This is a genomic window from Cupriavidus sp. MPR-AND1C (genome assembly GCF_058809705.1).
Genome location: NZ_JBXASU010000035.1, coordinates 51,891 through 73,500 on the forward strand (window position 1 = coordinate 51,891; position 21,610 = coordinate 73,500).

The window sequence follows — 21,610 nt, forward strand, 5'->3', positions numbered from 1 at the left end:
CTTCCCGACTGGGAGGCGGCCGGAAGAATAGCATTTACAGAAAGATATTTCAGCGCCCGCTTAATATCATTCAGCTGGACTAGATTCACAGAGTTGATGAAAGTCCGGCAAAGTGCTGTAGGATATCAAACTGTTATTAATAGACGGAGATTGAAATGGCAACCTACAAGCAACTCATGGCAGAGAAGGAAGCGTTGGAAGCAAAGCTCGTCGAAGCTCGTGCGACCGAGGTCGCCGGCGTAATCGAGCAGATTCAATCGTTGATGACAGAATACGAACTTACGGTCGATGACTTGGCTCCGAAGCGACGCCGTGGACGCCCGGCGGCCGGCGATGAGCCTAAGGGTGCGGCGAAGGAGAAGGCCTCGCTGCCGCCAAAGTACATGGACCCGAAGACTGGTGCAACTTGGACAGGCCGTGGTCGTGCGCCGGCTTGGCTTGGCAAGAATCGCGACAAGTTTCTCATCGCCGAGTAGGCATAGGATGGCATGGTGTGACAGTCGCCAGTTGAGCACTGGCGTACTGTCCCGCTATCGGAGTTTACATCGCATGCATAGAGACGAAGACGCCTCGGCTTGCCGGAACTCTGGGTTCGCCTGGACAGCGGCTGGCAGCTTGTCGCTAGGGAAGAGCAAAAATCCCCACCGAGCGAAGAATGCGGGCGCTCGCTTGGAAAAGAGAAAAACGTTATGAGTCTCCTTGCCGCGTGCCCGCATCAGAAGCACCTCGACCAAACGGCTGGCAATGCCCTGGTTGCGAAAGAGTGGGTCTACCGCGACGGAGCGTATGAGGATGGACTCGCCGTGAGGTTCTGCCGCTGCGCAACCTACGATACGGCCACCACGTAACGCGACGAAGAAACTTCCGATAATTGAGACGACATTTGCCGCCGACAGGTGGCATCGTTCAAGCAATGCCGTTATTCGTGGGCAATCCGAGTTTGATGCAGTACGTAAGCGGACGTCGGTAAGCATTGGATGACTGAAAGAAATGTTCGTTTGGGCGATTGCCAGTGGTGATGCTCTCTAGACTGGGGGAGATACATGCCGCACGTAGCTTTTCACCGGATACGGTGCGTCATCAGTCGGACATCGCGGCTCCGATTGGAGTGATGACCCACCCTCGCAGAATCGTCTCAGTTTCATTTCGACCTGAGATTTCCAATCTATCGCATTGGAGGGCTGTGTCCGCGCTTGGTTCCCGAGTCCCCGTGGGTGCTTTGGCGGGCAACGATTGCCCAATGGGGCGGGGATAGCACGGGGGCAACTATGGTTTGAGTACTGCCGGCACAAACACTCTGACTCTTTGACTGCCGTGCGAGCTTTCATTGGTTGGGAAGCGCTGGCTTTGCGAGACGGAGCGTTGCAAGCATATGCGGGTTGTTCGCGAGCCTAAAGAGCTGGGTCCTCATGGTCCTCGTCCCGTCGTTTGCGACCGGTCAGCATGGCGACGATGAGGTTCTCTTTGTGAACCTTGCCCATGGCGATGGCGGCAATGACGTGCACCACTATTAGTACCATCAAGATATCTGCGAGTAGTCCGTGCACATCCTTAGGCCAGTCCTCGCCCCAGAATGCGTCTAGCCTCGACATCCATCCCGTCACCGCTAGCGCAAGGATGAGCGTCCACATTGTGAGCATCATCAAAGCACCGAGCGGTGTATGGCTTAGATGTCGCGTTGGCCTGCGGGAAATCATTCCTTTGAGGTCAGAGATGACCCGGGAGGGCACGGGGACCCAGGCGGAGAACCGTGCGGGCTCAGTGCCAATGAAGCCCCAGAGAATTCGAAACAGGACAAGGCCTGTGGCAACATATCCGGCGATGCGGTGCTGCGTTCCGCCGAAGTCCACGAACAGGTTCCACAACACAAGCGCCGCCACGCTCCAATGGGTCAGGCGAACCACAATATCCCAGACGCGCACTGAAGCGGTGCTTGTCACCATGTTGAACTCAACCGGCTACCGTTACTTCTCGATTTCCGATTTCACGACATCCAGCGTCTTGGTGTCGTAGTAAATCTCGGCCTTCTTGCCTTCCTTCGTGGTGCCATAGATTTCATAGCAGTTGCCATCTACTTTGAACTTCTTGATGTTGTAGCCCTGCGCTTCAATCTTCGCTTTGGCATCGGCTTCTTTCATCCATTCGGCTTTGGGATGTGCGACGCATTTAGCTCCGGCGAATGCGCCGGTAGAGAACACGCCCGCGAGGACGAGCAAGGCAATCCGCAACATAGAAGGTTTCCAGTTCAGTAATGGATGGCCACATAGGATATCGAAGGCGATAGTGATTCGCAATACACATTCGCCCCCAACATCCCAAGGTCAATCTTCGTCGTCGTGCCAGCGATGCCACTCGCGGTGACGTTCTCTCCACTCATGCTCTCTCCAACGCTGCTCACGCCATTGGCGTTCCCGCCACGCACGCTCCCGCCAGTCGTCGTAGTAGCCAGGGGCAACAACGACCGGCTGCTGTTCGACCACGACCGGGGGCGGGTCATAGTAGGGTGCGGGAGCATACACCGGCGCAGCTACGAAGGGCATCGGGACGCCGATGCCGACACCAACATTCACATGAGCCTGCGCGCCGGCGGATGCAACTGCGGCGACCGCCGCCAGGATGGCCAGCGACAAAATCTTTCTCATGGTTACATATCCTCTGTGAATACTGCCTACCTGAATGGACCTCACCGCAGGACAGACTGGCGTGAAAAGTCAGAGGCAGTTGCCAACAAAAACGAGAGGAGCGGAATGTTCGTTGACGGAGTCGCCCCAGGATTTTGTATCCAAATCTGTCCGCGGGCCGTAGGTGCTGGGAGTATGTCGCCTGGTATGGCAATGGACGACACACCGGGGCGACCCGCCGCGGAAAGCTCGCATACAGGATGCAGCCGTTCAGCGCCGACATAGACAGTTGGAAATTTGGGAGTCTGTCTAGATGCATGTGACATAGCCGTGTCAGGGGCACGGGCGCTGCTGCTGCATCTTCGTTTGACGAATGATGGCGGTCCCCAAGGCTTTCGTTTGGGCGCGGCGTATGTGCGTCAAGTTGTCACACGCACGTAACCTGGAGGGCTTAGGTTTGCCGCCTCCCGTGGGGAGGGCGCGTGATGGAAAGTCTTTTGGGGCTGTTAGAAAAAACAGATAGAGGTCGGCAGGAAGTGGCGAGACGGTCGGGGGCACTCGATGGTCGCCGCCGCGCGCTCCTTATTATGGTAGATGGCCGGACCAGCTCGAAGGAGATTCTTGCCTGTGCCGGGGAACTCGGACTGGATGCGAGCGCAGTGTTCCAATTGCTGCATGTGGGCTTCATCCGAACAGTCAGCGAAGCCGATGACGAGCCTGCTGTTCACTCGTTCGCGGAAGTGCCGCCTGTATCCGCAAAGCCCGAAGCGGCCCTCCAAAGGCGGTCACTTGCCACGGCCAGGATGTACCTGATGGACGCGATGGTCCGGGCGTTCGGTACAACGGACCACGCCATCAGGAGGCGGCTCATCGAAGCAACGGACCCAGCTTCCGTCGAGGCGGTGTTCGGAGAATTCCTTCGGATACTGCAAGAAATTGCCACGCCGTCGATGGTGGGGCAAATCGAGGAATCGTTCCGGAGTCTTATGCCTGCTGACAACCAGGATTTGGTTTGCGGTTTAGAGGCGCGCGCAGCTGTGCCTGCGACGGACGAATTAACCCAGCAGAATGCTGCATTGGTGGTCGAGCAAGTCGCTGCTGCAGCGAGCAAGCCGACGCGGCAACCGCAAGCTTGAGGTCTCAGCTCTCATCCGAGAGTAACGAGCCCCGGCAGGTCAGCTAACCCAATGACTGCCTGATGCCGTGGTGCCTGCGATTGTCCGCTACTAGTCGTCGCGTCTGTGTCGGCCGTGCTCTCCGTGGCCATGCTCCCCGTGACCACGTCCGCGCCACCTCCGCTCGCCTTGGTCGTCGTCGTCATCGCGCCCCCGCCAGTAAGGCGCATACACGGGAGCTGGCGCTACGACAACCGGTCGAGGGACATACACCCGCTGCGGTGCAACATACACAGGCGGAGCCACATAGACCGGCGCAGGTTCAGCATAGATTACACCCGGGACGCCGATGCCAATGTCAACGTTCACATGCGCTTGAGCCGTAGACGTCACAGCGAGCAGGGCGCCGCCGAGCGCTACGATGATTGCAAGTCGCTTCATTTTCAAATATCCAGCTTTTCGTTGGCGCAATTGTACGTGCACCGCAGCATCTCGGTGGATGACTGTGTCGAGGGCAGCAGGCGTCATGCTCGCGAGGCATACATGGGCAGTCCCGCTTTGCGCGTGCTGCTTTGAGGTCTACACGGAGGGATGCCTCAAAGATTGCTCGCGGCCATGGTTGCAGATGCGATGCCGACGGACCTTCGAGGCACTACGTTCGGGCAGGACTGAACGTTATTTCTAACTCTCAATCATTATCGTCATCGTGTCGGTGACGCCACTGACTCTGGCACTCCCTCTGCTCATGCTCTCTCCATCGCAGGTCGTCCGTTATTAGCGCTCCCTCCTGGCTTGCCCGGGCCAACGCCACTGTCGGGGTAAGCCCGAGTGAACGTGGCTTGTCATTTCCCGTAATAATTGCCGGACTTGCATGTCGTCGGGAACAGGGCGCCGGGATAGATATGAAAGTTCTATTCACGAATTTCCACCGAGGAAATGGCGGAGGCCACGATACTTACCTTATGAGCCTGTTGGGTGAGTTGGCGCAGAGCCACGATATAACACTTGCCGTTCCTCACACGAGCAGGCTATTTCGACTGGCGGGCTCAATCGCATTGGTTCGCTTGCAGGCACTTGACTTCTCGCCACGGGGTCTTGCTTGGTTAAAGGAGTTGTGGGTGCTCTGGCGGCTTCTCAGCTTCGGGCGATTCGACATCATTCATGTCAATGGCTCCTCCGACCATAAGCTTGTTATGCTTACTAGGCTTGTTGCAGTCCGTCGGCCATGCATTGTGTTCACCAAACACAATGACCACCAGAGTCGCAGTGTGGGCAACTCCTTGCGTGCATGGCTAGGAACGGACCATGTTATCGCCGTAAGCGATTACGTGGCGACCAAGCTGAGCGACTCGCCGTATTACAAGGTGCCGGTCACAACGATTCTGCACGGAGTCGACACGGACTATTTCGCGCCCGTTGCTGCGCGAAAGGCGGTTGCCTTACGGGAGGGTTACTTCGGTCCCGGTTCTCAGACTATGCTCGTCTTGGTGAGTACAGCGGGTACCAGCGACGAGAAGGGATGGCTCGCGCTTCTTGAGGCGATAGCCTTGCTCCCATTCACGTTACGACAGCACGTCCGCGTCATAATGGCAGGCGATAGCCCGAAACCTGGCATGGTACAAAGAGTCGTGTCGCTCGGCCTCGGCGCGCAAATCATCTTCACTGGCTTGCTGGATGACGTTCGTCCCATTCTGGCGGTAGCCGATGCCGCTTTTGTTCTCTCGCGGCGTGAGACCCTCTCGTTTTCGTGCCGTGAGGCCATGGCAATGGGCTTGCCAGTCCTCGTCTCAGAAGTGGGCGGGCTGCCCGAAAATGTCACCGACGGCATAGACGGCTGGGTTGTGTCGGGTGCAGACATCGCCCAGATAAAGACCATCCTGGAGAAAATGTTCCTGTGGCGCGAACAATTGCCATATATGGGGCGGTCCGCGCTGGCGAAGAGTCGCGCCAGTTTTACGCGCGACATGTTCATCTCCACCACATTGGCTGTGTATCGCGCCACTGTTGACGCCGGTGTGCGGCCTGGGCACGCGTGGCGGCGTAGTTTGGAGAAGTTCATCGGTCAATCAAGATGAACGATTGCTTACGCGCAAACTGGCGGCGCCAGCAGCCGTTGGCTTGGAATCTGCTTCCAGCGGAAGGATTGACACCTGTGCCTTATAGACTGCGCCGTGCTGGTCGTTCTTTCGTGGTCGTAAGATTGCGCATATGCCCACTTGACGAGCGCTTCGTAGTCCGTTTCGGGCAAGTGAGTGGTTTTCAGCCTTCGTGCCTGTGTTGGCTGTGTTCCTCATGCCGTCGATGACCTTGGTCGCTATGCTCCTCCTGCGCGCGCCATCTCCGGTTGCGCCAAGACTCCTCCCGTTGTTCGCTTTCAGCGCGATAGGGCGAATAGCGCGAGCTTGGCACAACGTAGAGGGGTCCGGCCCCCGCGTAGACCGGCGCTGGCGTCGCGTAGACGACACCAGGAACGGCCTCGCGGATATCGACATTCACGGCAGCAATGGCTGATGACGCAGCATAGAATTGTGTGCAGACAAGGGCTCCGGCGATTGCAATTTGTTTCATTCGTGCTTTCTCCCGCTTTTCGTAGCCGCAATTCGACGGATGCAACCTGTCCGTTGGATGATGTTTCCGCGTTTGCTTTTACGTTAACGCGTGTCGTCGACCCGGCGCGCGTGAGTCTGGCTTAATCATCTTCGTCATCATGCCAGCGTTGCCACTCCCGATGATGCACGCGCCACTCGTGTTCCCGCCAGCGCCTTTCGCGCCACTGCTGTTGTTGCCAAGCACGGGCTCGCCAATCGTCGTAATAGCCGGGAGCAACAACGATTGGAGGTGGTTGTGCATAAACGGGCGCCGGCTCGTAATAAACGGGAGGCGGCTCGTAGTACACGGGAGGTGGGGGAACCACGAACGCTGGTCCTGGAAAGCCAATCCCGACTTCCACATCTACGCGTGCCTCTGCAACGCCGGATGCAAGAGCGACGCCTGCAGCCAGTAGGCAGATAGTCAAGGTCTTTCGCATGATGACGTTCCTTTTGCTTCTATTGCCACTCTATGCCGCTGCTGGGCGGGGCGGTATTTGTGAACTTATACAGGGGTTACAGGGTGTAACAAATTTGGCGTACCAGATGAGACGGGAGTACCTACGGCTACTCGCCCTCGCTTCCAACGTCTCGAATTCATCTGCTGTCAACCTTTCCACTTTGGACTTGCAGTAGGGAGTTCGTTGCCGAGGGGGAGTCTTTGGCCGCGTAAGGCCAGCCTTTGACGCTGGGCACGAACTGACAATGTTATCGTGCTTACCGCAGTCAACGCGGAAGCCAGATTACAGCGTGGGTTCTCGATTTGGGCATCACCAGCAGTTCTTGGCTCGGTGTGTTCTTGACGGCAGCGAGAGCGCAAAGCCGCCCTCACAGATTAGGTTGTTGGAAAGCTAGAACTTGCTGTTAGCCATTGCTTGGTCAAGTCAGCAGCGGGCAACGGTGGGGAGAAGTAGTTACCTTGGCCGAGTTGGTAGCCTATATCGGCCAATATTTTCCGCTGGCCTTCAGTCTCTATTCCCTCGACGAGCATGGTTAAGCGGAGACTGCTCCCCAGAGCAGAGATGCCTCCGCAGAGGGAGCGACTATCGCGGTCGTGCTCTACGTCCTTCACGAAGGACTTGTCGATTTTCAGGCAGTCGAGTGGCAGATTCTTCAGATAGGCAATGTTGGAATAGCCGGTCCCAAAATCGTCGAGTGCTAGTCCGAATCCATATTCCTTCAGCCGACTCAGCAGCGCCTGCGACTGGTGAGGGTCTGTCATCACAGCAGATTCGGTCAGTTCAAACTGTACCAATGAAGGAGCGTGCCCGTGCTGCTGGATGCAGCGCAGCGCTTGCTCAGGGAATTTCTGGTCTAGCAGTTGCTTTGCCGACAGGTTTACTGCGACGACAGGGGCCATCCAGCCTTGTTGCTGCCAGTCAGTAATTTGTCGGCAAGCTTCTTCAAGGCTCCAGATGCCGAGTGTCTGGATGAGATTGGAGGTCTCCGCTATCGGTATGAACTCAGATGGACTTACTGCTCCAAACTCCGGCGAATCCCATCGGCACAGGGCTTCTACGCCGACCAGTGCGCCCGTGTCGAGACGAACCTGCGGCTGATACACAAGGTGAAGTTCCGTCGTGCGGTCCGATGCCTTTTGCAGTGCTGACTCCAACCGGAACCGGCGCACGGTGGTATCTCCAAGGTCGTGGCTGTAAAACTGCAAGAGATTCTCTCCGCTTGCACTTGCGCTGTCGAGCGCTTGGCTGCTGTGAGCTACAAGTTCCTCAGCGGTGGTGCCATCGGAAGGAAATGTGCTTATGCCGATATTCACGGCGATATAGAATTCTCGCTCGTGGAGCGTAATTGGGCGGCGGAAAGCCGCGAGCATCTCCTCAGCCAATCGCGGAATCGCATGGTCTCCAGCGTCGCCCAGGAAGAAACAGAACGAGTTGCCGTCGAGTCGAGTCAACGATGGCTCGTCCGCGAGGACACGCAGGCGGTAGGCCACTATCTCAAGGACCGCGTCGGCAGTGTGCTGACCCAGTACCTCGTTAATCTTGCGAAGGGGGTGCATGCCGACAGTCACTACGGCTAACTTGGCTGACTGAGGTCGGCGAAGCAGCGCCATGTCAAGTTCCCAAGTAAAGCCGTCGCGATTCAGGAAGCCCGTCGCGGCATCCCGAGTCTTCAAGCTGCGTACTAGCTTGCGCTGCTCATTCAGGTCTTGGCGCAGCTGGCTACGCTGTTGCGCCGCAATGAACAGGCTGCCTGCAACTATGGTCACCAGGAATTGCGCCATCGGCATGACTACGTCGACCGCCGCCACGCCGCTAGCTATTCCAGCTAGAAGCAGTGCGCCCCACTGGGTCGAAGTCGTCCACAATCCACTGGCAACCAATCCTGCTCCGGACATCGGCCACGTCGCGGGAAAGTGCTTTGGCAAGCAACGAAGCAGAGCCTGGAGGCCAGCATATGTCACGAGAAGCGCTGTAATGCCGATTGCCGTACCGACGCCGCCAATCCAAAAACGCATGACTACACCTACCGCCAGCGCAACTAACCCTGGAACGGGCCCACCGAATAGCACGGCCAGGGCGAGGACGGTCCCTCGCATATCGGCAATGACGCCGGGAGCGTACATCACTGTGGTGAATAGCGTGAGCCACATGGAAAATCCGAAGAGGATGGCCATGTGAACTTGGGCTTCTCTGTGATTCGGTAGCCAGGTTCGTAGCGCTATGTAGGCGGCCGTTACACCAATCGGTGTCAAGGCGGAGAACAGCGCCTTCAGGTGGTAATCCATGCCAGCCTCTGTCTTCGACAAGCGGTAGAGCTAGTGGCAAGAACCGAAATCACGGACGGTCAAGATGCTGTATTCCACCAGCAGACTGGCGTATGAGAAATGCATCGTCATCTGTGTGAAAAATGTAAATTATCTTTAGAATTTTCTTGGCGCGTGAGGCGCCTTCCTTCATCGATAGCCGCATGGATTTCTCCGTGAATTGAGACTGCTTCGGCCAACCAACCTGAAGACCGAGTATGAAGTATAAAAAGGAAACTTCATTCCGCTCAAGAACCGGCTCTCGATGTAGAGCATGGCGTGTGTAAAGTGCCCATGCTTGAGCCAGCCATATCGGCGAGAATGGCAGTTCTGGGAATATCGCTTTGATTTTTTCCGCTATGCCGCCATCGAAATCGGGATTGTCTTCGGCAAGCCGTTCTCGCAGCCAAGGGAGGTCCAGGAAATCCAGCTTGTGAAAGCCGAACAGGAGTCGGTCAACTTCCTCAGATTGCATCATAATATTTATGCCTTCTCTCATTTCTGGCCGCGATAGCCACGCCACTCTAGCCGGCACCTAATGCCGCGATGTTCCGGGAAAAATTCGGAGCTTAAGCGTCAAATAGTCCTAACGCATTGGTCATGGCTCCATGCATATTGGGGATGCTGCCCGCCTCGCCTCGAACACCCTCTGGGATATCCCTGGCATAGAGGGCTGCGATGTACATGGTCGCAAGAGGAGGGATAAGGGGGGGCGCATTCAGTCATCTCATCAGCCGTATCTGTGTTCAAATGAGGCGCGCCAATTTTGGACTGAACGTACCAAAATAGTGCAAAAAATTATGCTGCGACGCATAGAAGCAGATTATCGACGACAGGGGACAACTGACGCTCAGTGAAGCCCGCTTTGGCCAGCACTCGCAGTCCGGCGATGCCCGTAATTAAGGTCATGGCGCTGGTTGTCGGGTCTACAGATTTTTTTATTTGCCCAGCTTCTTGGCCGGCAATAAAAAGAGACTCAAAAGCGGACTTAACAGACTGGAACCCGGACCGGACCAATCTGCGCACTTCAGGGTCATGCAAGCCCAACTCTATTGATGTATTTACCAGGAGACATCCACGGCCGCCATCGTTGTCGTTGACGATGTGCAACAGCAGTCCACGAAGTTGCTCCAGCAGTTTCGGTGCGTGGGATGTTTCCCGAATGGCCCCGACCTTAGCGTCTGTGTAGGTCTCGATGGCATCCAGAAGCAACTGCCGCTTCGACCCGAAGGTATTGTAAAGGGAGGACTTTGACACGCCCATTTCCTCTGCGAGAGCGTTCGCAGACAGGGCTTCGTAACCATGGCGCCAAAAAGCGTCTACAGCGCGCATCAGGACCTCATCCCGGTTGAATTCTAGGGGCCGTGCCATATTGTTTGGATTCAGCTAGTAGGATTGCATCACAGATTGACACTTTAATTGTGCAGACATTTGAGGGCGGAAGCAAGTACATCCGCCGGGCAAGCGCCGACGCACCGTGGAATTCGCTTGCGAGACGCATGCCGTTTGACGGCGACGTCGCGGCACGAAAAAATTAACGCGTTAAATTATGCTAGTGGGCGCGGCTCACAGGCTTGGGCTGCGATGTCGTCAGAAATTAATGCCGTCTACGGTTTCTGAAGCGACAGCCTGTGCGTGTTAGAGCGACAGGACTTGATTGTTTATGGGCGAGTCGCGCCAGCCAACATCACGACCTTGGTCGGCGCATCGGTCCAAATTCGGCGCGGAGATATGGCGCGGGCGCGCCACAGAGCCATCGTTCATGAGGTTGGCTATGAAAGCGCAACGCTGACTCGGCGCAGTCTGGCGCGAATTGACGATGACCCCTTCGGTCTTCCGCGAGTCAGGGTTATCGGCTCCAAGTGGAGTCTGAAGGGCGTGCCGAGTTGGTATGGGAATATAGTGCGTACAGGTCAGCAACTGGCTGTGGTGATGACATAGGGCCGAGGACAACGCGAACGCGAGCAGGCCCATCGAGCACAACCACTTGTATTCAACGCCGGCCTGTCGATTCCGCTCCGGTGGGTGCCCGGTGCTATCGAGGATGAGCTTGACCATTTGCAGGGTATCTCATGCGAGAAGGGGGCTCCCGACATTTGCTGTTCACGCCCTGTTGGGCCAGGATTCCGCGCTGGCTCAGCGTGAGGGAAGAGCAACTTCTAGTTGGGCCGGGGGGCGGGATTGGCGGTAGGGCATAACGCAACGCTCGCGTGGTTGGCACTCAGCGTCCATTCATTTCTCGTCGAAAGTGATTTACGTGACATTTTTTTTTCTTGTAGGCTTGGGTCTCTTCTGTATCGCCAAATCGCTGCGGCAAGAAATAAAATCAGAAAACATACAATATAGGCACCCATTGCAAGTTGAGCTCGCATAATTAACCCCTCGATTTATATAATTATTCTACTTATAGTATGCACGGTGATTCACGAAGTGATACCACCCATCAGGAGGGGGCGTGCCGCTTACTATCGCAATTCACATCAAAAAATGACGTCGGACGCGTTTCGAAATTGTTCAGTCCTGTTTAGCATGGAGTTGTCTCGCGAATGGATGTCTATTCTTAATATAGCAATGAGTGGCAGTCTACGCGGGAGTGCACTCGCAGGCAGCGGTGGTGGCCTCGGAGCGAGTGAACCAGAAAGCGACCGCGCATTGGACACAATCCACATGATGATTCGGTGTCAGCCTAGTGGGCCAAAAGAATGATATCGGCATGAGTAAGGGTTAGCACTGATTCGATGTGACGTCAATTCAAGATGGACGGCCGCAATGCCAAGAAATAGAATGATAATGTTACTTATATCTGATATAGAAACCTCTTAATTTCACGTAGAATGATGGGGTAGTCCTTGCTGCCACCCGCGTATCGCTTCCCGGCGACGCGGGTTTCTTTTTGTTCGCTAGCGCGCGAGAATTTTCTCGATGTTTGGCCTACACTTTCCAACCATGAGTAGCACTCAACCTTGTATCGCTGCTGGGGTCGTGGTCATGGACATTTACCAACTGCATCTTGTTTCCACGGGTGTGGACCCGCGATGGCTTATTGAGGGGCACAGAGTCCGCGTTCCTCTTGAAGGCAACCAAGTGAACCTGGATGGGAAGCAGCTTGAGGTCTACGGTTGCCGTACTGCAAGCGGAAGGGTTCGACCGGGACCGGTTGGATTTGCGTCGGGAACCCTAGTCGAAGTCTGGTGTGGTGCCGATGGATTGTTCATGTGTGCACGGGCTGATGATGTAGACCGGGTGCGTGCGGCGAAGGCGGCGAGAGAAGCGGCAGAGGAGGCCGCCTTACGGGGGCGCGAAGAGGACCTTCGTGTTCGAGCACAAGCGTTTAACGATAGCCTTGCGCTGCCCTTTAGATGGGTGCCCGGTGCAATCGAGGGTGAATCTAGCTATCTGCACGGGACGCAAGGCGACGAGAGGCAGCGTTTGGCCGACGATGTCCACATCTTGCTGAAACAGGGCTTACGCGATGGGCGTCTGGTACGCAGCGCTGGCGATTTGCTTTGCAAGCGTTCGCGGCGAGTTGCCGGCGAGCATTTAAAAGTGCGAAAGGCGGAGGCGTATGCTGAGGTTTCTTGCAGGGAATGTCTTACTGTCGCGAAGCGGTGGTGCAGTGACTAACCGATGTCACTCGGCCTAAGCCGAGTCAACATCCCGCAGCGGTCATCCAGCCAAGCTGTAATTCCAAGACTGGCCGTCTTTGCTTCTAGCTTTTCCAGTTTCCCTGCTGGCAATTCGCCAAATTCACGCTGAGTCTCTGTTAAATAATATTCGAGAGGCGTATTTTACATTGGCCACACTCATTTGCGACTCACCGCGACTCACCGCGACTCACATATGCATACCATTAAAGCACTGTGCCGCCTGTCATGGTGCGAACGTTGAGAGGCGACCGGAATGGCGCACTCGCCGACCAAACGGACGATTGCCGGCGCCGACTCACGATGCCAGGGGCCACACCTTGCACCATCCGGACTAAGTGTGGTTTTCCATCAGCAAGGATGGGCTCGTTCCCGGCGTGACAGCGCCAGTTGGCGATGAGCCCTGGTTTCGGTCTGGGGATAGCCCGTGGCGGTCGGGCTATGGGTCCTGGCAATGGTCCGGGTATGGGTCCCCGTGGCGGTCGAGGTATGGCCCCGGGGGTGCACGGCGGAAAAATGGCGGGGGCAGCATGGAGGACATGGGGCCGGACGTTAGCCCGTTCAGCAGCAATCGAAGCGCTCGCCATCCATATGCCAATGCTCGGACTCGGTGCCAGAGCGAGCTGTGATTCTGATGAGCAGAAGCCGGAACATTGCCATCAAGTGGCGTGAAGCCAATCGACTTCTGGTCGAAATGATTCTCGAAGAGGCTGTAGTGCCGATGAGGTTTCAGGCCCGAGAGAATCACGGTGACCCTTTCCTGCCCGTCGGGTTGAGGCGTCAGGATGACTTGGCCACTGGCGCCAAGTTGGGCGCCGAGTGTCAGGCCAAGAGGCTGGCCCGGTGCGTTCAGGATGGGCAGTGCTGGTGCATCGGCAATTTGGGCATTGCGCAATCCGGCGATGCGCTTGATGCCTTGTGGACCGAGGGCAGCGTGAGCCTTTTTTTGGCCTTCAATATCCTTTGGATTGGCCGTTCGCGAAGAAAGCTCAGAGTCTTTTGCGAGTAAATGTCTTTAATGTAGGTCATGCAAATGCATTTTCATTGCATCTAAATTGAGATATTTATGACCAACCTTAAATAGCTGGTTTTTAACTCATCCATTAATGTTGCCTTAAGGTTTCGACGCGCCGGCACAACACTCGGTTTGGCGATTTGTTTGTCAGGAAGCCTCAGATGCTTTATAAATCGGAATCACTCGTATTTGTATTTCATCTTGAGGTCTTGATGCGCCCCAAGAGGCACATTCCGTCCAAATCCATATAACTACGATGCCGCCAACGCCACAACAAACCACGCAGAGACGAAAAGACAGGAATAGGAGGGTCATTTTCATCATTTTGATGACAGGGACGCTGCTGGCTCTGAGCGCATGCGGAGGCGGAGGGGGCGACAGTAACGGCAATTCGCAAGCGCCCTCGGGCAGCCAGCTCTCTCCAATGGCTCAAATCGGTGAAAAGCTGTTCTCCGATACGGCGCTCTCGGCATCTGGCAAGCAATCGTGCGCGACATGCCACGTCGCCAGCCGGGCCTTCGCAGGTGACGATGCGCTGTCGGTGCCACTGGGCGGTCCGAACATGGACTTGCCAGGCCTGCGTAATACGCCATCGCTGGCTTACGCGGCTTTCACGCCTGCCTATCACGTCGAGTCCGACGGAACCGCTGTCGGCGGCTTCTTCCGGGACGGTCGCGCAGCTTCACTTGCCGACCAAGCCCAGCAGCCGTTCGTCACGCCGTTCGAGATGGCTAACGTTTCGCCTGAAGAGGTGCTTGCCAAACTGCTGAAGCGACCCTACTTGACTGACTTCAAGGCGGTATTCGGCGAGGCGTCGCTGCAGGACGCCATCACTGTCCTGCGCAACATCGGGCTTGCCATCGCGCAATTCGAAAAGGAAGAGTCCGAGTTCCATCGGTTCTCCAGCAAGTACGACGCCTTCCTTACCGGCACCGCCAAACTGACGCCCCAGGAACTGAACGGTCTCGCCCTTTTCAACAATCCTGCCAAGGGCAACTGCACTGCCTGCCATGTGTCCACGCCGACCGCTACCACGCCGGCGCTCTTCACCGATTTTAGCTACGACAATGTCGGCATCCCGCGCAACTGGAAGATAGCTGCCAATTTCGATGGCACCACCCTGGACTACGTGCCTAAGAACGGCACCTCGCTTGGCGAGCCCAACCACGACTACTACGACCTGGGTCTGTGCGGGCCCCTGCGTACCGACTTGGCATCTAGCACAGCAAGTTGCGGCGCCTTCAAGGTGCCCACGCTGCGCAACATTGCTCTGACCGCACCTTACTTTCACAACGGCGTCTTTGACACACTAGAAGAAGCCGTGGCTTGGTACATCACGCGCGACACGGACCCGACGCGCTGGTACAAAAAGGCGGATGGCACGCCCGACATCCCTTATAACGACTTGCCCCAGTCACGCAGCAACAACGTCAACGTAAGTGAGGTGCCCTACATCCCGAGTTTGGCGCCGACCCTCAGCAACAGCGAAATCGCGGACGTCGTGCGCTTTCTTTGCACATTGACGGACGGCTACGACCCTGCCAATCCCTCGGCCTACCCGTTGCCCGCGCAATGCATTTCCACCGCCGATACCGTAGCCGCGACTAGAGCCGGCGGCGCGGCGTCCGGTAAGTAGAAGGGGGAACTCCCCTGTCGACAAGGGACAGAGAAACAGACGTAAGACACAACGAAAGGCAATGGGAGGAAAAATGAAAATGAAATTAATCGCCGCAGCGGTGCTCGCCGTCGCTGGGTCGTCGGCGGTCGCCGCTCCGGCTGCGGCCAGCTCGACTACGGTGCATCAGCTCGAGAAGAAGATTGAAGATATGGCCGCCCAGCTCCAGGCCTTGCAGACGGAGCTCAATGCCATAAAGACGCAGAATACCGCAATCAATACGCTGCAGCAGACGCAGGCGCAACAACAGGCCGAGCAGGCCACACAAGTGCAGCAGTTGCAAGCGTCGCAGGAGAACCTGCAGCAGGCGGCCGCCAAGCCGTCACCGCTCGATAATTTGAGCGTCTTCGGCTACGGCGAGATTGGCTACTCGCGTCCCTCGCGCAATACTAACGACACGCGCGCCGACATTGGCCGCGCGGTGTTCGGCTTTGGCTACCGCTTTGACGAGAAGACGCGCTTTGCCTCGGAATTCGAGGTGGAGCATGCCATTGCCTCGTCGTCAGATGGGGGCGAATTCGAGGTGGAACAGTTCTACGTGGACCACATGTTCACCGACAAGGTGGGCATGACCGCCGGCGTTTTCCTCATGCCAGTGGGCCTGATTAATGAGCACCACGAACCGACTGCATACTACGGCGTCTACCGCAACTTCGTCGAGACGCTAATCATCCCAAGCACCTGGCGCGAAGGCGGCTTCGCCCTACACGGGAACACCGACTTCGGGCTGAATTGGAACGTAGGCTTGACCACTGGTCTGAACATGTCGAAGTGGAATTTCACACCCGAGACGCCGCTCTACAACTCGGCACTCGAACTGCAGACCAATGGTGTCGCACCGATGCAGGCGACCCATCAGGAAATGAGTTTTGCCAACGCGAAGAACGCCGCGCAATATCTGTCGCTCAACTATCGGGGGGTGCCAGGTCTGTTGCTCGGCGGCTCGGTCTTCACCGGCAACACCGTGCCGGCTGCAGGTGCGAGCAACCAACGTGCGACGCTTTGGGAAACGCATGCGCGTTGGACTCCGGGCAGGTGGGACCTCTCGGCCCTGTACGCCCAAGGCCATATCAGCAATACCGCGCAGGTTAATGCGCAGTTCCCCGGCACGGCCAATCCGATGCCGGCCTCGTTCTATGGGTGGTATCTGCAAGCGGCTTACAACGTCTGGCAGCATGACAAGTACCGCGCAGTGCCGTTCGCTCGCTTTGAGCGATACAATATGGGTGCGAAGTATGAAGGCATCGCCCCCGGCTTCTCTGCTATTCCCAGTGGACCCGTTACGGCCGGCGGCCAGACGTTCCCCAAGCCCTACGACTCGGTTTGGACGGCGGGCCTGAATTTTTATCTGAACCCGAATGTGGTCTTCAAGATGGACTACCAGTGGTTCCATACCAACAAGGCTTTCAATCGCTTTGACCTTGGTATCGGAATCTACTTCTGATAGCCGGCGCCGCCTGACAAGGAAGGAGAATCAAGTATGACTCGAATGCTCTATCGACGCGCACCGGTGACGCTCGTTTGCGCTGCGGCCGCCTTGTCGGCTGGCTTCGTCGTAACGGAAGCTCGCGCTATGGAATACATGACCGTGGCGGCGAGCCAAAAGTTGATGTTTGCCGACGCCACCGAATTTGCACCAATGGTGGTGGCATTCAGCGCCGACCAACTCCGCCAGTTGGCCGACCGCGCAGGCGGTGCCGCGCGCATGGGCACCTGGCGGATTTGGCAAGCGCGCCAGGGCAGCACCGTGCTCGGTTACGTAGTTGTCGATGCGGTAATTGGCAAGTTCGAGCTGATTGACTACGCAGTCGCCCTGACGCCGGCGGGCGAAATCCGCGACGTGGAGGTTCTGGCCTATCGCGAAAGCCACGGCTACGAGGTCCGCAATAAACCATGGCGCAGCCAGTTTACGGGCAAATCGGGCAATTCTTCGCTACGTATAGGCGACGACATTGCCAACATTAGCGGCGCCACGCTGTCATGCACCCACATCACCGATGGGGTGCGGCGCATCGCGGTAATGGCGCAGATGGCCCTGGCGAGCAAGAGCTCCTGAGTGCCTTAGTGAACTCGGAGATTCCTGCTGTGCCGCTACGTGAAGCGCCGACCCGCTGCCGCCGTGCTCGCCCACTATTGGGCACGCTGGTAGAGGTTGAGGCGCGCGGGTTGCGCGCCGCGGAGGCGGTGGTCGCCGGCTTCGCAGCCGTGGTGCGGGTGCAGCGGCTGATGAGCCGGTTCGAAGCCGGTAGCGACGTTGGCCGGCTGAATGCGGCGCGAGTGAACGAAAAGGTGACTATCGACCCGTCCACGCGTGCCGTGCTGACGCTGGCGGCGGAACTTGAGGCCGCCAGCGACGGTGCTTTTCACTGCACGCGAACAATGGGTGAGCTACCTCATGACGGGCCAGCGTGGAGCCTAGAGGGCTGCACGGTCCGCAAGCACGCCCCAGTAACGTTCGACCTAGGCGGCATTGCCAAGGGGTATGCCGTGGACTCCGCCATCGACGCCATGCTGGCCGTCGCCGGGACCACACTGGCATTTGTCAATGCAGGCGGCGATATGCGCCATGCGGGCACATCGTCGGTTGAGGTCGCTCTGCGCGACCCATCCGCGCCGGCGCGAACGGCCCGCATCTGGACCCTATGCAACGCTGCCATCGCCAGCTCGGTCGCGGGTGGGCTGACGCCGGAAGCTGGGGACGAACCGCGCTTGCATCCCTCAAAAGACGGCGGCATACTGCCGCCTCACGCCGGCGTATGCATATTGGCACGCAGCTGCATGTTAGCCGACGGGCTGACCAAGGTTGTGCTCCTTTGCCGCGACCCAGCGCATCCCCTGTTGGAGCGCCATGCGGCTTGTGCCTTGTTATATGTCGACGGCAGAACGCCGGTTGCCTCGTAGCGGCCTTGACCCCCATCATGTCTCAGTCGTATTTTGCTCCACAGCCCCAACGCCAGAGATTCCGCATTGGCAAGCGACGCCGCCGGGCCCTGTACGCGGTCTTTGCAATCCTACTGCTTACCGGACTTGCCTGGCTGGCGGTCCACTGGGCGCACCTTGACCCGGAAATCGAAGCGCCGTGGCAGGCATGGAGTATGAAGCTACACGGCGCGGCTGGCTTTGCCTCACTGTTCATCGTCGGGACTATCTGGACGTCCCATATACGGCTCGCTTGGCAGCGCGCGCGTAACCGGATTGCAGGTGCGCTGTTTGGCGGCACCATGACATTACTGGTACTGACTGGCTATGGACTCTACTACTTCAACGGTGAGAATGTCCGCGGCCTGACCGAGTGGACCCATTGGATAGGGGGGGTGGTCCTTGGACTTCTATTCTGGCTGCACCGGTCGCGCGGACGTCGTACGACGACGTGAGCCGCATATCGGTGCGTTGTTGTGAAGGAAAGTAGTTCGCGAGTTTGGTCGCGTTTGCCGCCAGGCTTCCGAGTTCAAGTGCCATGATTTGGGTACCGATGAACTGGGAGTCATCAAAGTGCGTGCCCGAGGATGTCATGCGGTATGCATATCGAAGACAAGCGCTGTCAGACGCGGAAGCGCTATGCGGTCCCGCGATGACGCACCCCATGTTTAATCATCATCGTAATCGTGCCAGCGGTGTCACTCGCCGTGGCGCTCTCTCCAAGCACGCTCGCGCCAGCCGTCATAGTAGCCAGGCGCTACAACGACAGGCTGTTGCTCGACCACGACCGGAGGCAGGCCATAAACAGGGGCGGGAGCGTACACGGGTAAGGATGCGAAGAAGACGCCGATGCCGATGCCCACGTTCACATGCGCTTGAGCCGTAGACGTCACAGCGAGCAGAGCGCCGCCGAGCGCTACGATGATTGCAAGCCGCTTCATATCTTCCCCAAGGACGGTCGGGCGTAACTGTACCGGCTGCCAGCGGGAGCTCTGACACTTCTAACGGTAAAAGTCTGTAACGCAAATGATGGGCGATTGCTCGGAGGGGAGCCCCTCTCGAGAATGGGCGCCAAAACTCAGACGCCGGCAGTTCCGCCACGTCCGATTGGCGGCACGGAACGTTGTCGTCGGCAGGGTGAAGCCGCCGCGCAACGCTGGCGGCAATTCGACGGACGCGCTTTCTTGCCATTCCGACATCAGACGCCCCGACCGTCCGTGAGATTGGACGCCGCCGCTTTTTTACCCTCTTGAGTTCGCTTTTCGGTAGGCGAGAGCGGTGGTTAGCGAAATTTCGAATCCACCTTCGCTCTTCTGGGAGAACCTGCCACATGCAGTGCGTCCGAAGATGTTGTCGAGATGTCTGCGCGAAATATAGAGAATGACGAGAGCTTTGCGCATTGATAGTTCCTCAATCCGGCCATTGACTTCTGCTCCTTGGTGGACGTCGTCTGCCGGCAGTCCAAACCTGCCGTCAACTGATTCGACCAAAAAGGCATAAGTCATCGGGATTAAACCAAGCATCTAATAGTGCTACCGTTGCCTGAAGGAGCACTCTGGTGGTCGCGTTCCCAGAATGGGTGCGTACAACTGCGTGGACATCACCGTGCAAACGTTCGGCAGTTCATGGGCGAATCCTCACGTGCAACGTCACATTACCCAAGAATATATTCATAAGAATTGGTTGCGGCAACCGGAACAGCATGGAACATTCGTCTCGAAAGCATTCCTGCAACAGCGCTGTGCAAACTGACTGCGCTTGGCACGACTGCCGCCTTAGTTCCTACGACCAGGGATTCGATACCGCGCAATCGTACATCGGCCACCAGTGTGGAAACCAGAAGGGCGGCCAGACCTGCACGTCTTGACCGTTCCGCCTCGGCGACCCCTTGTAGCAGGGCAATCTTTCCGCCAAGTATCTTCGATACCAGCGCGTCCCAGCAGGCCGGTCCAGTTCGCGCTGACATGAGTTTGCACCGATTGGGCACGTATTCCGCCAACGGGCAGTGAATACGACCGAAGCAATGCTCCGACGTCACGGTGACATTTTGTAACGGAGACGTTGATGCGCAAGGTGTCCAGCCGGACTTTTGGGGCTACAAGACAACCGAGCATCTTCTGCGTGGACGAGGTCGAAGTACGTCCGAAAGGACGAAGACCCGTGCAGGGGATGGAAGCGCATCCAGCCGTACTTGCGACTTGAGCTTGCCTGTTTCAGAACTTACGGATTGTCACGAGTTCCGAGTCAACTCGGCTCGGGACAGTACCGTTCTTTCCGGTAAGCAAGGCGCATTGCCGAGCTGCTAATTTTGCCCCAGGAGTTCACGTCATGAAGAAGCTGTTCGCTGCTCTCGCCTCTGCAGCCCTCGTCGGTACCGTTTTCGCGCAAACTGGTGTGCCAGCCTCCGCGACTCAGCCGCAAGCAGGGGCGACGAAACACCAGGTAAAGGTCGTCAAGGAAAAGAGCGCTACCCAGGCAAAAGCCGACAAGGACAAGAAGAGTGTCAGCCCAACGGGCGATGAAGCAAAGGCGCAAGCCAGCGCCGGCAAGGAAACGGCTGACATAAAGGCTGATGCCAAGAAGTCCGCCGCCAAGGGCGCCCACCACAAGTCGAGTAAGATGGGGGCCGCCAAGACCGAGGCTGGTAAGCCGAAGGTTGACGTAAAGACTGACGTCGACCAAGCGAAGGCCAAGGCGGATGTTGCGAAGCCGGAGGCGCAGGCCGATGCTGCGAAGGCCGCAGCCAGTGCAAACGTGGACAAGACGAAGAAGCAGTAAGCTGCTCCACCTCGAGCGGTTTGGGGTTACGTTGCTACGGTGAAGACCATTGCGACGACGCTCGAGTGCAGGAGCTTTGCGGAGAGTGCCAAGTCAGCTGGAAGGCCGACTTAGCCTCTCCGCATTTGTCAATCCCGGGGAAGGTGCAGTGAAACCGCTTTTTGCTTGCTGATTGCCGTATCTGCACTGCTCGGCGGCTGAGTCGTGGTGCCCTACGATGCCGGGTACTATGGTCCTTATGAGTACTGGAGCCACTGGTACCATGGACACCACGGGGAAGACGACGACTAGTCGAAAAGAATGGCAACGAGTGCAGCGCTGCGAGACGGTGAGGACGCTACCGTTCATGAACTAATGCGCTGCAGTATATGTTAGGCGCGGACGAGGGTTATCCTCGATATAGCTAAGGGGAAGTCATGTTCAAAAGGACACTGGTAGTTGCAGTCGGAAATCTGCTGATTGGTTTGAGCTTTGGTGCCGCTGCGCACGGC

General features: G+C 57.3%; 20 protein-coding genes. 11 read left to right on the plus strand and 9 right to left on the minus strand.

Going from position 1 to position 21,610, the window contains the following annotated elements; translation table 11 throughout:
* The first annotated feature begins 155 nt into the window (after window positions 1-155).
* Complete coding sequence (locus AC1RWI_RS19605; protein ID WP_492868117.1) at window positions 156-476, plus strand: H-NS histone family protein; 321 nt, start codon at window positions 156-158, stop codon at window positions 474-476.
* A 54-nt stretch (window positions 477-530) separates the two neighbouring features.
* On the opposite strand, the gene AC1RWI_RS19610 is transcribed toward AC1RWI_RS19605, so the two are convergent.
* The 4 genes from AC1RWI_RS19610 to AC1RWI_RS19625 form a co-directional block, all read right to left on the minus strand.
* The gene (locus tag AC1RWI_RS19610; protein ID WP_492868119.1) at window positions 531-974 is read right to left on the minus strand and encodes a GNAT family N-acetyltransferase; all 444 of its coding nucleotides are present in this window, start codon (window positions 972-974) and stop codon (window positions 531-533) included.
* Window positions 975-1,391: 417 nt separating this feature from the next.
* Window positions 1,392-1,943 carry a cytochrome b/b6 domain-containing protein gene (locus tag AC1RWI_RS19615; protein WP_492868121.1) on the minus strand — a complete coding sequence of 184 codons (552 nt, stop codon included), beginning with the start codon at window positions 1,941-1,943 and terminating at the stop codon, window positions 1,392-1,394.
* 21 nt (window positions 1,944-1,964) lie between these two features.
* Window positions 1,965-2,231 (minus strand): PepSY domain-containing protein, encoded by a 267-nt coding sequence (locus AC1RWI_RS19620; RefSeq protein WP_492868123.1) that lies wholly within the window; start codon window positions 2,229-2,231, stop codon window positions 1,965-1,967.
* A 90-nt stretch (window positions 2,232-2,321) separates the two neighbouring features.
* Window positions 2,322-2,642, minus strand: a complete 321-nt coding sequence (locus tag AC1RWI_RS19625; RefSeq protein WP_492868125.1) for a hypothetical protein — start codon at window positions 2,640-2,642, stop codon at window positions 2,322-2,324.
* A gap of 464 nt (window positions 2,643-3,106) precedes the next feature.
* Between AC1RWI_RS19625 and AC1RWI_RS19630 the strand changes: the two genes are divergently transcribed.
* Window positions 3,107-3,757: a hypothetical protein gene (locus tag AC1RWI_RS19630; protein ID WP_492868127.1), complete on the plus strand. Its 651-nt coding sequence runs from the start codon at window positions 3,107-3,109 to the stop codon at window positions 3,755-3,757.
* Window positions 3,758-4,638: 881 nt separating this feature from the next.
* Window positions 4,639-5,811: a glycosyltransferase gene (locus AC1RWI_RS19635; RefSeq protein WP_492868129.1), complete on the plus strand. Its 1,173-nt coding sequence runs from the start codon at window positions 4,639-4,641 to the stop codon at window positions 5,809-5,811.
* 184 nt (window positions 5,812-5,995) lie between these two features.
* On the opposite strand, the gene AC1RWI_RS19640 is transcribed toward AC1RWI_RS19635, so the two are convergent.
* From AC1RWI_RS19640 to AC1RWI_RS19660, 5 genes are all read right to left on the minus strand, one after another.
* Window positions 5,996-6,304, minus strand: coding sequence for a hypothetical protein (locus AC1RWI_RS19640; RefSeq protein WP_492868131.1), 309 nt, complete (start codon window positions 6,302-6,304; stop codon window positions 5,996-5,998).
* Window positions 6,305-6,425: 121 nt separating this feature from the next.
* Window positions 6,426-6,764, minus strand: a complete 339-nt coding sequence (locus AC1RWI_RS19645) for a hypothetical protein (RefSeq protein ID WP_492868133.1) — start codon at window positions 6,762-6,764, stop codon at window positions 6,426-6,428.
* A 395-nt stretch (window positions 6,765-7,159) separates the two neighbouring features.
* On the minus strand, window positions 7,160-9,070 hold the full coding sequence (locus tag AC1RWI_RS19650) for a putative bifunctional diguanylate cyclase/phosphodiesterase (protein WP_492868135.1): 1,911 nt from the start codon (window positions 9,068-9,070) through the stop codon (window positions 7,160-7,162).
* Window positions 9,071-9,119: 49 nt separating this feature from the next.
* Window positions 9,120-9,566: a hypothetical protein gene (locus tag AC1RWI_RS19655; protein ID WP_492868137.1), complete on the minus strand. Its 447-nt coding sequence runs from the start codon at window positions 9,564-9,566 to the stop codon at window positions 9,120-9,122.
* Between the two features lie 320 nt (window positions 9,567-9,886).
* Window positions 9,887-10,420: a TetR/AcrR family transcriptional regulator gene (locus tag AC1RWI_RS19660; RefSeq protein ID WP_492868139.1), complete on the minus strand. Its 534-nt coding sequence runs from the start codon at window positions 10,418-10,420 to the stop codon at window positions 9,887-9,889.
* 1,881 nt (window positions 10,421-12,301) lie between these two features.
* Here AC1RWI_RS19660 and AC1RWI_RS19665 point away from each other — a divergent pair.
* The 8 genes from AC1RWI_RS19665 (at window position 12,302) to AC1RWI_RS19700 (ending at window position 21,119) form a co-directional block, all read left to right on the plus strand.
* On the plus strand, window positions 12,302-12,712 hold the full coding sequence (locus AC1RWI_RS19665; protein ID WP_492868155.1) for a hypothetical protein: 411 nt from the start codon (window positions 12,302-12,304) through the stop codon (window positions 12,710-12,712).
* Window positions 12,713-13,357: 645 nt separating this feature from the next.
* Window positions 13,358-13,741, plus strand: a complete 384-nt coding sequence (locus AC1RWI_RS19670) for a hypothetical protein (RefSeq protein WP_492868141.1) — start codon at window positions 13,358-13,360, stop codon at window positions 13,739-13,741.
* Between the two features lie 430 nt (window positions 13,742-14,171).
* A complete protein-coding gene (locus tag AC1RWI_RS19675; protein ID WP_492868143.1) occupies window positions 14,172-15,383 on the plus strand; it encodes a cytochrome-c peroxidase in 1,212 nt (403 codons plus the stop codon).
* Window positions 15,384-15,456: 73 nt separating this feature from the next.
* Window positions 15,457-16,866: a porin gene (locus AC1RWI_RS19680; protein ID WP_492868145.1), complete on the plus strand. Its 1,410-nt coding sequence runs from the start codon at window positions 15,457-15,459 to the stop codon at window positions 16,864-16,866.
* Window positions 16,867-16,911: 45 nt separating this feature from the next.
* On the plus strand, window positions 16,912-17,478 hold the full coding sequence (locus AC1RWI_RS19685) for an FMN-binding protein (RefSeq protein WP_492868157.1): 567 nt from the start codon (window positions 16,912-16,914) through the stop codon (window positions 17,476-17,478).
* An 8-nt stretch (window positions 17,479-17,486) separates the two neighbouring features.
* A complete protein-coding gene (locus AC1RWI_RS19690; RefSeq protein WP_492868147.1) occupies window positions 17,487-18,323 on the plus strand; it encodes an FAD:protein FMN transferase in 837 nt (278 codons plus the stop codon).
* A 17-nt stretch (window positions 18,324-18,340) separates the two neighbouring features.
* Complete coding sequence (locus tag AC1RWI_RS19695; protein WP_492868149.1) at window positions 18,341-18,796, plus strand: hypothetical protein; 456 nt, start codon at window positions 18,341-18,343, stop codon at window positions 18,794-18,796.
* A gap of 1,873 nt (window positions 18,797-20,669) precedes the next feature.
* Window positions 20,670-21,119 carry a hypothetical protein gene (locus tag AC1RWI_RS19700; protein WP_492868151.1) on the plus strand — a complete coding sequence of 150 codons (450 nt, stop codon included), beginning with the start codon at window positions 20,670-20,672 and terminating at the stop codon, window positions 21,117-21,119.
* Window positions 21,120-21,610 lie beyond the last annotated feature (491 nt).

Excerpts from the sequence above, each read along its gene's own strand:
- AC1RWI_RS19605 (WP_492868117.1), top strand. The coding sequence starts at position 156 with ATGGCAACCTACAAGCAACTCATGGCAGAGAAGGAAGCGTTGGAAGCA.
- AC1RWI_RS19610 (WP_492868119.1), bottom strand. The coding sequence starts at position 974 with ATGCTTACCGACGTCCGCTTACGTACTGCATCAAACTCGGATTGCCCA.
- AC1RWI_RS19615 (WP_492868121.1), bottom strand. The coding sequence starts at position 1,943 with ATGGTGACAAGCACCGCTTCAGTGCGCGTCTGGGATATTGTGGTTCGC.
- AC1RWI_RS19620 (WP_492868123.1), bottom strand. The coding sequence starts at position 2,231 with ATGTTGCGGATTGCCTTGCTCGTCCTCGCGGGCGTGTTCTCTACCGGC.
- AC1RWI_RS19625 (WP_492868125.1), bottom strand. The coding sequence starts at position 2,642 with ATGAGAAAGATTTTGTCGCTGGCCATCCTGGCGGCGGTCGCCGCAGTT.
- AC1RWI_RS19630 (WP_492868127.1), top strand. The coding sequence starts at position 3,107 with ATGGAAAGTCTTTTGGGGCTGTTAGAAAAAACAGATAGAGGTCGGCAG.
- AC1RWI_RS19635 (WP_492868129.1), top strand. The coding sequence starts at position 4,639 with ATGAAAGTTCTATTCACGAATTTCCACCGAGGAAATGGCGGAGGCCAC.
- AC1RWI_RS19640 (WP_492868131.1), bottom strand. The coding sequence starts at position 6,304 with ATGAAACAAATTGCAATCGCCGGAGCCCTTGTCTGCACACAATTCTAT.
- AC1RWI_RS19645 (WP_492868133.1), bottom strand. The coding sequence starts at position 6,764 with ATGCGAAAGACCTTGACTATCTGCCTACTGGCTGCAGGCGTCGCTCTT.
- AC1RWI_RS19650 (WP_492868135.1), bottom strand. The coding sequence starts at position 9,070 with ATGGATTACCACCTGAAGGCGCTGTTCTCCGCCTTGACACCGATTGGT.
- AC1RWI_RS19655 (WP_492868137.1), bottom strand. The coding sequence starts at position 9,566 with ATGATGCAATCTGAGGAAGTTGACCGACTCCTGTTCGGCTTTCACAAG.
- AC1RWI_RS19660 (WP_492868139.1), bottom strand. The coding sequence starts at position 10,420 with ATGCGCGCTGTAGACGCTTTTTGGCGCCATGGTTACGAAGCCCTGTCT.
- AC1RWI_RS19665 (WP_492868155.1), top strand. The coding sequence starts at position 12,302 with ATGTGTGCACGGGCTGATGATGTAGACCGGGTGCGTGCGGCGAAGGCG.
- AC1RWI_RS19675 (WP_492868143.1), top strand. The coding sequence starts at position 14,172 with ATGGCTCAAATCGGTGAAAAGCTGTTCTCCGATACGGCGCTCTCGGCA.
- AC1RWI_RS19680 (WP_492868145.1), top strand. The coding sequence starts at position 15,457 with ATGAAAATGAAATTAATCGCCGCAGCGGTGCTCGCCGTCGCTGGGTCG.
- AC1RWI_RS19685 (WP_492868157.1), top strand. The coding sequence starts at position 16,912 with ATGCTCTATCGACGCGCACCGGTGACGCTCGTTTGCGCTGCGGCCGCC.
- AC1RWI_RS19695 (WP_492868149.1), top strand. The coding sequence starts at position 18,341 with ATGTCTCAGTCGTATTTTGCTCCACAGCCCCAACGCCAGAGATTCCGC.
- AC1RWI_RS19700 (WP_492868151.1), top strand. The coding sequence starts at position 20,670 with ATGAAGAAGCTGTTCGCTGCTCTCGCCTCTGCAGCCCTCGTCGGTACC.